Below are 11,823 nucleotides of genomic sequence, written 5' to 3'. Positions count from 1 at the left end.
GTCAGGCTCTCCCGAGAAAACCCGCCCAGCAGTCGATCCTTCTTGCAAAGGTGCTTGTGTGGCCGATGCATCATTCGCGGCCAGAGCGAGGGGCGTCCAGGGCTGCGCTACAGAGCACGCCAAGTACAAAAGAATGGCAGCGGCAATTCGCGGCATGCGGTTCTCATTCTGCGTGGGCATAGCTTGATCTTAGCCGGATTGCGCAGTTGCACACCAGAAACTAAAAGCCCCCCGGTTTTGAGGCCGGAGGGCTGATAGATGATGCGGCTAAGCCTTACTCGTCGAGGAAGGAGCGCAGGTGCTCGCTTCTCGTCGGGTGACGCAACTTGCGCAGCGCCTTGGCTTCGATCTGACGAATACGCTCACGCGTTACATCGAACTGCTTACCAACTTCCTCAAGGGTGTGGTCGGTATTCATGTCGATGCCGAAACGCATGCGCAGTACCTTGGCTTCACGTGCTGTGAGGCCGGCGAGTACTTCGCGGGTGGCTTCTTTGAGACTTTCCACGGTCGCCACATCAATTGGCGATTGCATGGTGGCGTCTTCAATGAAATCGCCCAGATGCGAATCTTCGTCGTCACCAATCGGTGTTTCCATGGAGATCGGCTCTTTAGCGATCTTCAATACCTTGCGGATTTTGTCCTCAGGCATTTCCATGCGTTCGCCCAGCTCTTCCGGCGTCGGTTCACGACCCATCTCTTGCAACATCTGGCGCGAGATACGGTTGAGCTTGTTGATCGTCTCGATCATGTGCACAGGGATACGGATAGTCCGCGCCTGGTCAGCAATGGAGCGAGTGATCGCCTGACGAATCCACCAAGTGGCGTAGGTCGAAAACTTGTAACCGCGGCGGTATTCGAACTTGTCTACCGCTTTCATCAAACCGATGTTGCCTTCCTGGATCAGGTCGAGGAACTGCAAGCCACGGTTGGTGTACTTCTTGGCGATCGAGATAACCAGACGCAGGTTGGCCTCGACCATTTCTTTCTTGGCGCGACGAGCCTTGGCTTCACCGATCGACATGCGACGGTTGATGTCCTTGATCTCGGCCAGGGTGAGTTCACACTCTTCCTGCAGGGCAATCAGCTTCTGTTGGCAACGCTGAATATCAGCTTCGCGCTCGCCAATGGCTTCGGCGTACTTCGCCTTGCCTTTGGCCAGTCCGGCTGCCCAGGTCTCGTCAATTTCATTGCCTGGGAACAGGCGCAGGAAATCTGTACGAGGCATGCGAGCATCACGGACGCAGATTTGCATGATTGCGCGCTCTTGGCCGCGCAAACGGTCAAGCGCACCACGCAGACGAACAACCAGTGCTTCGTATTGCTTGGGCACGAGCTTGATCGGCATGAACAGCGTAGCCAGTTCTTTCAGCTCGGCGTTCGCCTGCTTACTGCCACGGCCATGCTTTTTCAGCGCTTGCTTGGCAATGTCGAGTTGCTCGCCGATAGCCGTGAAGCGGCGCAGTGCCTCTTCCGGATCCGGGCCGCCATCGCCTTCTTCTTCGTCTTCGCTATCGTCTGCGTCGTCATCGTCATTGTCGTCATCAGCCGCACCTTCCTTCGCAGGGATGGGTGCTGGAGCTTCTGCGGCAGGCGCGATGCCATCGTCCGGGTCGATATAGCCATTCAAGACTTCGACCAGACGTCCACCTTCGGTGGTAACGCGGTTGTATTCGGCAAGAATACTCTCGACGGTGCCAGGAAAATGAGCGATAGCGCCCATGACTTCCCGGATGCCTTCCTCTATGCGTTTAGCGATTTCGATCTCGCCTTCGCGGGTAAGCAATTCGACAGTACCCATTTCCCGCATGTACATGCGCACCGGGTCGGTGGTGCGACCGATATCGGTCTCAACGGCTGCGAGTGCTGCTGCGGCTTCTTCTGCTGCAGCTTCATCGGTATCCGCTTCCGCCAACAACAGGGCGTCAGCATCCGGAGCACTCTCGAATACGTTGATCCCCATGTCGTTAATCATGCGGATGATGTCTTCCACCTGTTCCGGATCGGAAATATCTTCCGGCAGGTGGTCATTGACCTCCGCGTAAGTCAGGTAACCCTGCTCACGACCACGGCTGATCAATTCTTTCAAACGAGATTGCTGTTGCGCTTTTACGGACATAACACCCTATCCACTGAAGGTCTTGGCGGGCTAAAAACAAGCCGCGGATTATACCCGAGAAACTCCCTCACGCGCCAGTTGGGCTTAGAATTACTGGCGAGGTTGTGCGGTTTAACAGGTTGCGCAGTTGATCTTTCTCCTCTGCGCTCAATTCACTCTGGCGCGCTTTAAGCAGTAAATGTTCCAAACTGCGTTCGCGTTGGCGGGCTACAAGTGTAGTTATAGTGTCGAAAAACTGTTGTTCAAGGTTATCGGCTGAAATCAACCATTCCTTTTCTGCCAAAGCCTGCAATAAACGGCCTTGTTCGGTGCCGTGCCAGCGCGCAATCAGTTGCAGCGGGCTGAGCTGGGCGTTCTTCTGCAGGGCGCCGAGCAGGGCGACCAGCAATTGCGCGTAGGTGTCGTCTTCTGCAGCGAAATGGCTGACATCGTCGACTTTCTGCGCTAATTCTGGATGATGCAGCAGGGTTCTCAGGGCGCTCAGGCGCGGTGATTCAACGCTGACGGCAGTGCGGGGCTGGCGAGGTTGAAAGTCGTCGCGGCCCTTTTTGCTCCACTTGCCGTCCTGCTTTTTCCAGGCGCCTTTGTCTTTGTTACCGGCTTTGAAGTTTTGTTCAAAAGCGGGCTGCGCAGGCATTGGCTCGTATTCAGTATAGCTGGGCGCCATGTCATGGTAGGCGCTGTCTGGAATATCGAAGTGTTCGTTGGGTGCGCTGCTGGAATGAGTAGGGGTGCTGGGTGCTGAGCTGTTGCTGGGGCTCAGCTGGCTCATGGCTTCGCTGTTGAGTCCGGTGATCTCGGTCAGGCGCTGGCGCATCAGGATGCGCAGGTTATTGCCTGGGATTTTGTCGATCAACGGTGAGGCGAGAGTGACTAAATGCGCTTTGCCCTCGAGGGAGCGCGGGTCGGCCTCGTCGCTCAACTGCTGGAAGAAGTAGTCGGCCAGCGGCTGTGCGTGCTGATTAATGCGGGCGCGGAAAGCATCGGTGCCTTCGCTGCGCACCAGTGTGTCCGGGTCTTCGCCGTCTGGCAGAAACAGAAAGCGCGCACGCAGCCCGTCTTTTAGATTGGGCAGGGTGGCTTCCAGTGCTCGCCATGCAGCCTTGCGGCCTGCGCCATCACCGTCGAAGCAGAACAGCACGCTGGGAACCAGGCGAAACAGACGTTTCAGGTGCTCTTCGCTGGTGGCGGTGCCCAGTGTTGCGACGGCATTGCGCAAGCCCTGCTGGGCGAGGGCGATGACGTCCATGTAGCCTTCAACGACCATGATCTCGTCGAGATCGCGATTGCTCTTGCGCGCTTCAAACAGTCCGTAGAGTTCCTGGCCTTTATGAAATACCGGTGTTTCCGGCGAGTTCAGGTATTTGGGTTTGTCATCGCCGAGTACCCGGCCACCGAATGCGATCACGCGGCCGCGACTGTCGCGAATCGGGAAAATTACCCGGTCGCGGAAGCGGTCGTAGCGTTTGCCGGTCTCAGTGTTCTCGACCAGCAGGCCGGCGTCGATCATGGCTTTGATCTGCAGGCTGTCGCCGCCCAGATGCTTGTGCAGGTTATCCCAGCCAGGAGGCGCGAAGCCCAGGCCAAAGTCACGGGCGATCTCGCCGGACAAGCCGCGGCCTTTCAGGTAGTCGACGGCGGCGCGGCGCTGCGGGTGGCTCTTGAGTGCTTGCCGGTAATAGTCGGCGGCGGCAGTCAGGAGCGGATACAGCGGTGAGTCGGTGGGCTGGCGCGGCTTGTTGCTGCGTGCGCCTTCCTCGCGCGGCACTTCCATGCCGGCGCTCTTGGCCAGATCTTCGATCGCCTGGGGAAAGTCCAGTTGGTCGTGATCCATGAGGAAGCCGAGCGCATTACCGCCCGCGCCACAGCCAAAGCAGTAGTAAAACTGTTTGTCCGGGCTGACGCTGAATGATGGGGTCTTTTCTTTATGAAAAGGGCAGCAGGCGGTGTAGTTCTTGCCGGTTTTCTTTAGTTGAACGCGTGAGCTGACCACGTCGACAATGTCGGTGCGGTTGAGCAAGTCATCAATAAAAGACTGTGGGATCAGGCCGGCCATAGGCACCCAGAATACTGCCGCATTACGCAGCGTTGCTGTTAACTGGAAAGCAAAAAACTCCGAACATCACCTAACGGTGTGCGGAGTATCGGTATTCTACGATGTGTGCAGGCTTAAATAGCAAAACCCGGCCTAGGCCGGGCAATGCTCACTGCGGCGACGTGCTGTACGGTATTAGTACAGACGAACGCTGCGGCGCTGCTCGCGCTGAACTTTCTTGGCGTGACGCTTAACAGCAGCAGCTGCCTTGCGCTTACGCTCTGAAGTCGGCTTTTCGTAGAATTCGCGGCTGCGAACTTCAGCCAGAACACCGGCTTTTTCACAGGAGCGTTTGAAGCGACGCAGGGCTACGTCGAAGGGTTCATTCTCTTTAACTTTGACGGCTGGCATCCAGGTCGTACCTTCGTTTAATTCCGTGGGTAACGTACTTCTAGCCTTGGCTCTGAAGAACGTTGGTTTTCAAGGGTTGCGGATATTACCGCTTCATCGCGGCGAATGCAAAGCCTCTGATCGAAAAGCTCTGGTCGACGCACGGTCACGGCTATTATTATGCCTGCCTTTATTAGTAAACCCCACCTCAATCAAGGCTTTATCAATGCTGGTTCTGGGCTTAGAAACGTCGTGCGATGAAACCGGTGTCGCGCTTTATCACAGTGAACGCGGCCTGTTGGCGGATGCGCTATTCAGTCAGATCGACCTGCACCGTGTCTACGGCGGGGTCGTGCCTGAGCTGGCTTCGCGTGACCACGTAAAGCGCATGCTGCCGCTGATCCGCGAGGTGTTGGCGACAGCCGGTTGCACGGCAGATCAGATTGATGCGGTGGCCTATACGGCGGGTCCTGGTTTGGTTGGAGCCTTGCTGGTCGGGGCTTCCTGCGCCCAGGCAATGGCATTCGCCTGGGGTGTTCCGGCGCTGGGTGTGCACCACATGGAAGGGCACTTGCTGGCCCCCATGCTGGAGGAAAATCCTCCGGCCTTCCCGTTCGTCGCTTTGTTGGTGTCCGGTGGCCACACGCAACTTGTTCGGGTAGATGGTATTGGCCAATACAGTTTGCTGGGCGAGTCGCTCGATGATGCTGCCGGCGAGGCATTTGATAAAACTGCAAAGCTGATGGGGCTCGATTATCCGGGTGGCCCAGAAATCGCCAGGCTGGCTGAGCGCGGCACGCCGGGGCGTTTCGTGTTCCCGCGACCGATGACGGATCGTCCAGGGCTTGAGTTCAGTTTTAGCGGCCTCAAGACTTTCACCTTGAATACGTGGCAGAAGTGCCGTGACGAAGGCGATGACTCTGAGCAGACCCGTTGCGACATCGCGCTGGCGTTCCAGCATGCGGTGGTGCAAACCCTGACCATCAAGTGCCGTCGGGCGCTGAAGCAGACGGGTCTGAAGAATCTGGTGATTGCTGGCGGCGTCAGCGCCAACAGTGATTTGCGCCAGTCGCTCGGCGAGATGCTTAGCGAGTTTAATGGGCAGGTGTTCTATGCGCGGCCGAAGTTCTGTACCGATAACGGCGCGATGATCGCCTACGCGGGCTGCCAGCGCTTAAAGGCTGGCCAGCATGACGGTTTAGGAATTGCCGTGCAGGCGCGTTGGCCGATGGACAGCTTGCCGGCTATTTGAGCGGTCAGCTCTGCTGGGCGTTTGATCGCGGTTGATTAGAAATGCCGTTCGCGACCTGCGAACAGATCTCGCAGGTTGCTGCGGTGGCGCCACACGATCAGACCACTGAGTACCGACACCGGCATCAACACGGTTGGGTGCAGCCACGCCAGCAAGGGTATGGTCAGTGGCACCGAGATCAGTGAGGCCAGCGAGCTAGTTCGGGTCAGGCGAAAAGTAGTCACCCAGGCGGCTATCGCCAACAGTGCCGCGATCGGAGATAAACCCAGCAACATGCCCGCCGCTGTGGCGACACCTTTGCCGCCGCGAAAGCGAAAGTAGAGGGGAAACAGGTGGCCGATTACCGCTGCCAGACCAATCCAGGCTTGTTGTTGCAAATTGAAGCCGGCCAGATTGGCGATGACGACCGGAACCAGCCCTTTGCTGATGTCGCCCAGCAGCGTGAGTACGGCCAGCCGCTTGCCGGCTACCCGCATAACGTTACTCGCCCCCGGATTACCCGAGCCAAAACCCCGAGGGTCGGGCGTGCCAGCTCGCATGCTGAGCAAGATGGCGAAGGACAAAGAACCCATCAGGTAGGCGAGAAACGCCAGTAGCCAAAACATGGTACCCATTCCATGGCAGGTGTTCGGCGATTCTAGCAGGCGTTTGAAGATAACGGCGAGTCGGTCTTTTTGCCCGCGCAGGCCGCTGCGCAGGTTAAACTGACAGCCTTCGATTGCAGCGAGGCAATTGAGTCGTTCCCGGTTAACCGCCAGGGCGAAAAAATGCCAGGGATTGTCGGGCTGATATGCATGCGAGCGTGCCGTGTGACATGCTGCATGTCGATTATTGAGATGGTGTTTGGAGAGCGGGTTTGGACACAGTTTTTGTCAGCGGCCTTGAGGTCGACACAGTGATCGGTGCGTACGACTGGGAGCGCACAATTCGTCAGTGTCTGCGCCTGGATCTGACCCTGGGTTGGGATATTCGTCCGGCAGCGGCTGGCGATGACCTGAACAAGGCGCTGGATTACGCCAAGCTCTCCGAGCGCGTGCAGGCATTCGCCAGTGAGTCGTCCTTTATTCTGGTCGAGACCTTTGCCGAGCGACTGGCGCAGTTGCTGATGGACGAGTTTCAAGTGCCCTGGTTGCGCCTGCGCTTGACCAAGCCGGGTGCGGTTGCTGCCGCGAGTGGCGGAGTTGGCGTGGAGATTGAGCGCGGATGTCGCTGACCCGGGTTTACCTTGGCCTCGGTAGCAATATCGAGCGCGAAGTTCATCTGCAGGCCGGGCTCGATGCGCTGGCGGAAATGCTCACCGACATGCGCTGTTCAGCCGTGTTTGAAAGCGCGCCTGTGGGGATCAAGAGCGGGCCGTTTTTCAATCTCGTAGTGACCGGGCTGTGTGAGCTGGAATTGCATGAGCTTGATCGCCGGCTGAAATTCATCGAAGCCGATAACGGCCGTTATGCGCCAGATCGGGTGGGATTGCCGCTGGATATCGACGTGCTGTTGTTCAGTGATCGGGTCGGTAATTTTCAGGGGCTCGAGTTGCCGCGCGCCGAAATCCTGAAGAACGCCTTTGTGCTCTGGCCGCTCGCGCTGTTGGCTCCCGAAACGGTGCATCCGGGCGTGCAGCGCAGTTTCGCCGACTTGTGGCAGGCGGCAACGATCAATCAGCAGTTGCGCCCGGTCAGTTTTCAGTGGCGTGGCGTCGAGCTGACGCCTGCTGCATTGCTCGCCTCGCCAGACCGTTAATCGGCGGCAGGCTTGGTGCTTTGCTTGTAGGCGACGAGTGCTTGCAAGCGGGCAGCCTTGAGCGCAGCGCCCAGCTCCGGCCCTTTATAGCCTTGTTCCAGCAGAGGTTGCACCGCAACTTCACGTGCCGCTTGCATGGCGCCCCGCAAGTAATCGGCTTGCGGGTATGCGCGCGTCTCCAGTCCCGTTCTGCCGCGGGCGTCCATCTCGCAGGCGCTGATGAACTCCTCGAAACGTTGCGGTCTCCGGTACACATCGAAGCTTTGTAGCAGCTCGAGCAGTGTCGATGGTTTCAGCTCCAGCGCGCGATGACCGTGCGTGTGGTATTCGCCAACCAGTAGCGCCAGTTCCTGACAGTCCTTGGGGGCTTTACAGCGCTGATTGATTGTCTTGATCAGTCGCAGGCCTTTTTGCTCGTGGGCAATGTGGCGGGGCCATTCGGACTCCGGCGTGAGGCCTTTGCCGACATCGTGCAGCAGGCAGGCCCAGCGCACTGTCAGTGGTAACCGATGCTCGGCGCTTTGGCGCAACACCGCCAATACGTGCACGCCGGTGTCTATTTCCGGATGGTGCGCCGGCGGTTGTGGAACGCCGAACAAGGCATCGACCTCTGGCAAGAGCGCGTGCAGAGCGTTGCAGTCGTGCAGCACCTGGATGAATACATCCGGGCGCGGCTCCATCAGCGCACGAGAAATTTCGGTCCAGCTGCGCTCTGCGGTCAGGGCGGCAAGCTCGCCCGAGTCACTCAGCTCACGCATCAGCGCGTAGGTTTCGTCGGCAATGATAAAACCCAATGGTGCGTAGCGCGCCGCAAATCGGGCGACGCGCAGCACGCGCAATGGGTCTTCGGCAAAGGCGGGGGAAACGTGGCGCAGCACCTTCGCTTCAAGGTCGCGCTGGCCGCCGTAAGGGTCGATGATCGTGCCGTCATCGGCCTCGGCCATTGCATTGATGGTCAGGTCGCGGCGGATCAGGTCTTGTTCCAGTGTGACGTCGGGGCTGGCGAAGAAGGTGAAGCCGCCATAGCCACGGCCGCTTTTGCGTTCGGTGCGGGCGAGGGCGTATTCCTCGCCGGTTTTGGGGTGCAGAAAGACCGGAAAATCCGCGCCAACAGGGCGGTATCCCCGTTCAAGCATTTGCTCGGCGGTAGCGCCCACGACGACGCGGTCGATATCTTTCGACGCAATGTTCAACAAGCGATCACGCACCACACCGCCGACTTTGTAAATCTGCATAGCACCTATCTGCAAAATTGCCTCTGTTAACGCAGAGGATAACGGTTACGCGGGCTGGAGGGAAAAGTGCGTGCTGATGAAGGCGCTAGCCCCGCGAGGTGCAGTCTGGTCGCGGGGCTGGCTGGGGAGATTAGATCGGTGGAATGACCAGATCGAGTCGGGGAAACTCGCCTTCACGTTCGGGTTCGTTTTTCGGCGGCACATGCTGGCTGTTGACCAACTTGTCGCCTTGCCAGATTTCCAGATGCACATCAAAGCCCCATAAACGGTGCAGGTGCTTGAGTACTTCTTCGGTCGAGCTGCCCAACGGTTTGCGGTCGTGCTGCTGATGGCGCAACGTCAGTGAGCGGTCGCCACGCCGATCGACACTCCAGATTTGTACGTTGGGCTCGCGGTTGCCAAGATTGTACTGCGCAGCCAGCAGCTCGCGGATGGTTTTATAGCCAGGTTCGTCGTGAATCGCGGGGACCAGTAAATCATCCTTCTGGTCGTCATCAAGAATGCTGAACAGCTTCAGATCGCGGATCACTTTGGGCGAGAGGTACTGCAATATGAAACTCTCGTCCTTGAAGCTGTGCATGGCGAATTTCAGGGTCGATAACCAGTCAGATCCGGCGATATCCGGGAACCAGGCGCGATCTTCGTCGGTTGGGTTTTCACACATCCGGCGTATGTCGCTGTACATGGCAAAACCCAGTGTGTAGGGGTTTATGCCGCTGTAATACGGGCTGTCGAAGCCTGGCTGGTAGATCACGCTGGTGTGGGCCTGGAGAAATTCCATCATGAAGCCATCGGTGACCAGCCCTTCGTTATAAAGGTCGTTGGTGAGGGTGTAATGCCAGAACGTCGCCCAGCCTTCATTCATCACTTGCGTTTGGCGCTGTGGATAAAAATACTGCGCGACCTTGCGCACGATGCGGATGATCTCGCGCTGCCACGGTTCCAGTAATGGCGCGTGTTTTTCGAGGAAATACAGGATGTTTTCCTGTGGCTCGGACGGGAAGCGCTGAGCGTCCTGCTCGCCGCCCTTGCTCGCGCCTTTGGGAATAGTGCGCCACAAGTCATTGATCTGCTGCTGCAGGTGCTCTTCGCGCTCTTTCTGGCGGCGGCGCTCTTCCTCGGCAGAAATGGGGTAGGGCCGCTTGTAACGGTCTACGCCGTAGTTCATCAGGGCGTGGCATGAATCGAGCAAGTCCTCGACGGCATCAATGCCGTGGCGCTCCTCGCATTGCATGATGTACTGCTTGGCGAACACCAGATAGTCGATGATCGAGCTGGCATCAGTCCAGGTCTGGAACAGGTAATTGCCCTTGAAGAAACTGTTATGCCCGTAGCAGGCGTGAGCAATCACCAAGGCCTGCATACACATGGTGTTTTCTTCCATGAGGTAGGCGATGCAGGGGTCGGAGTTGATCACAATTTCATACGCGAGGCCCATCTGGCCGCGCTTGTAGTTCTTTTCGGTACTCAGGAAGTGTTTGCCATAAGACCAGTGGTGATAGCCCAGCGGCATGCCCACAGAGGCGTAGGCGTCCATCATCTGCTCGGCGGTAATCACCTCGATCTGATTGGGATAAGTGTCCAGCGCATAGCGTTCGGCGATGCGGGCAATCTCGCGGTCGTAGCTGCGGATCAGCTCGAACGTCCACTCTGAAGTGGTCGAGATCGGCTGGCGTTTCTTGTCGCGTACGCTGCCTTCGGGTTGGGTCATGTCGTAAGCCTCCGCTGAAACAGTTCGCGGAATACCGGGTAAATATCGCCGGCTGAGACTAATTGTTGCTGGGCAAAGGTGTCGGCGAACGCTTCGGCCACTTGCTCATATTCAAACCATAGCGCCTGATGTTCGCGCGGTGTGATCTCGACATAAGTGAAGTACTGCACGAACGGCATTATCTGGTTGATCAATATATCCCGGCACACCGGGGAATCGTCATTCCAGTTGTCGCCATCCGAGGCTTGCGCGGCATAGATATTCCACTCATTGACCGGATAACGCTCGGCCATGATCTCCTGCATCATTTTCAGCGCGCTGGAGACAATGGTGCCGCCGGTTTCGCGGGAGTAGAAAAACTCCTCCTCGTCGACTTCCTTGGCACTGGTGTGGTGACGGATGAACACCACTTCGATCTTGTCGTAATTACGCTTGAGAAACAGGTAGAGTAAGATGAAGAAACGCTTGGCGACGTCCTTGGTGGCTTGCGTCATTGAGCCGGAAACGTCCATCAGGCAGAACATCACCGCTTTTGAACTCGGGTTGGGGTGTTTGACCAGCAGGTTGTATTTGAGGTCGAAGGTGTCGAGAAACGGCACCCGGTTAATGCGGATGTGCAGCTTGCTGATTTCCTCTTCAAGCGCCTGTATATCGCCGAAGTTGTCGGGCTCCTCGCGCTTGAGCCGGTCAAGTTCGAGCATGGCTTCTTTGAGTTTCTTGCGGCTGCTGCCAGAGAGCGCGATGCGTCGGGCGTGAGCGGAGCGCAGCGTGCGTAGTATGTTGATTCGGGAAGGGTTGCCTTCGCTGCTGATGCCCGCGCGCACGGTCTTGAACGTGTCGGTGCCGGTCAGGTGGCGCTTGACCAGATTGGGCAACTCGAGATCTTCGAACATGAAGTCGAGAAACTCTTCCTGAGTGATCTGGAAGACGAACTCGTCCATGCCCTCGCCACTGTTGCTAGCCTTGCCGCTGCCTTGGCCGCCGCCACCCCCGCCTTGCGGGCGCGGGATATGGTCTCCGCCGCTGAATTCCTTGTTGCCTGGGTGAACAATGGTCTGGCGGCCTCCGCGGCCATGATGAAGCACGGGCTCGTCGATGTCGCGGCCAGGAATACTGATTTGCTCGCCGTGCTCCATGTCGGTAATCGAGCGGCGGCTGACAGCCTCTTCAACTGCCTTTTTGATATGACCACGGTAACGCCGTAAAAAACGCTGACGATTTACCGTGCTCTTGTTCTTGCCGTTAAGGCGACGGTCAATCACATAGCTCATAGGCCCCTCCGGGGAGCTTGAAGCGGCAAGCTGCGAGCGAGGACGAAGGTGTCGCCCTCGCTCTTGCGCAGTC

At 57.8% G+C, this 11,823-nt stretch carries 10 protein-coding genes; 3 read left to right on the top strand and 7 right to left on the bottom strand.

Annotated features, from left to right (window positions below; all coding sequences use genetic code 11):
- Nucleotides 1-274: 274 nt before the first annotated feature.
- The 3 genes from rpoD to rpsU all read right to left on the bottom strand — a co-directional run bounded on the left by rpoD (nt 275) and on the right by rpsU (nt 4,565).
- The gene (gene rpoD / locus BM395_RS21075) at nt 275-2,119 is read right to left on the bottom strand and encodes an RNA polymerase sigma factor RpoD (protein WP_069902598.1); all 1,845 of its coding nucleotides are present in this window, start codon (nt 2,117-2,119) and stop codon (nt 275-277) included.
- Between the two features lie 67 nt (nt 2,120-2,186).
- Nucleotides 2,187-4,175, bottom strand: coding sequence for a DNA primase (gene dnaG / locus BM395_RS21070; RefSeq protein ID WP_069902599.1), 1,989 nt, complete (start codon nt 4,173-4,175; stop codon nt 2,187-2,189).
- Between the two features lie 174 nt (nt 4,176-4,349).
- Nucleotides 4,350-4,565, bottom strand: a complete 216-nt coding sequence (gene rpsU / locus BM395_RS21065) for a 30S ribosomal protein S21 (protein WP_003296736.1) — start codon at nt 4,563-4,565, stop codon at nt 4,350-4,352.
- Between the two features lie 205 nt (nt 4,566-4,770).
- Between rpsU and tsaD the strand changes: the two genes are divergently transcribed.
- Nucleotides 4,771-5,796, top strand: a complete 1,026-nt coding sequence (tsaD, locus tag BM395_RS21060) for a tRNA (adenosine(37)-N6)-threonylcarbamoyltransferase complex transferase subunit TsaD (RefSeq protein WP_090515431.1) — start codon at nt 4,771-4,773, stop codon at nt 5,794-5,796.
- 35 nt (nt 5,797-5,831) lie between these two features.
- On the opposite strand, the gene plsY is transcribed toward tsaD, so the two are convergent.
- Nucleotides 5,832-6,401 carry a glycerol-3-phosphate 1-O-acyltransferase PlsY gene (gene plsY / locus BM395_RS21055; RefSeq protein ID WP_069902601.1) on the bottom strand — a complete coding sequence of 190 codons (570 nt, stop codon included), beginning with the start codon at nt 6,399-6,401 and terminating at the stop codon, nt 5,832-5,834.
- Nucleotides 6,402-6,652: 251 nt separating this feature from the next.
- Between plsY and folB the strand changes: the two genes are divergently transcribed.
- Both folB and folK read left to right on the top strand, forming a co-directional pair.
- Nucleotides 6,653-7,009, top strand: coding sequence for a dihydroneopterin aldolase (folB, locus tag BM395_RS21050; RefSeq protein ID WP_090515429.1), 357 nt, complete (start codon nt 6,653-6,655; stop codon nt 7,007-7,009).
- The gene (gene folK, locus BM395_RS21045; RefSeq protein ID WP_090515427.1) at nt 7,000-7,533 is read left to right on the top strand and encodes a 2-amino-4-hydroxy-6-hydroxymethyldihydropteridine diphosphokinase; all 534 of its coding nucleotides are present in this window, start codon (nt 7,000-7,002) and stop codon (nt 7,531-7,533) included. Before folB ends, folK begins: the two co-directional genes overlap by 10 nt.
- Here the strand turns inward: folK and BM395_RS21040 are convergent.
- The 3 genes from BM395_RS21040 to BM395_RS21030 all read right to left on the bottom strand — a co-directional run bounded on the left by BM395_RS21040 (nt 7,530) and on the right by BM395_RS21030 (nt 11,750).
- Complete coding sequence (locus BM395_RS21040) at nt 7,530-8,768, bottom strand: multifunctional CCA addition/repair protein (RefSeq protein WP_090515425.1); 1,239 nt, start codon at nt 8,766-8,768, stop codon at nt 7,530-7,532. The genes folK and BM395_RS21040 overlap by 4 nt on opposite strands.
- 130 nt (nt 8,769-8,898) lie before the next feature.
- A complete protein-coding gene (locus BM395_RS21035) occupies nt 8,899-10,479 on the bottom strand; it encodes a SpoVR family protein (protein ID WP_090515422.1) in 1,581 nt (526 codons plus the stop codon).
- Nucleotides 10,476-11,750: a YeaH/YhbH family protein gene (locus BM395_RS21030; RefSeq protein WP_069902606.1), complete on the bottom strand. Its 1,275-nt coding sequence runs from the start codon at nt 11,748-11,750 to the stop codon at nt 10,476-10,478. The genes BM395_RS21035 and BM395_RS21030 overlap by 4 nt, the downstream gene beginning before the upstream one ends.
- Nucleotides 11,751-11,823 lie beyond the last annotated feature (73 nt).

It is taken from the genome of Pseudomonas marincola (assembly GCF_900116605.1).
Classification (GTDB): domain Bacteria; phylum Pseudomonadota; class Gammaproteobacteria; order Pseudomonadales; family Pseudomonadaceae; genus Aquipseudomonas; species Aquipseudomonas marincola.
Note: the sequence above shows the minus strand (reverse complement) of the source record. Positions and strands in the feature narration are given on the sequence as shown.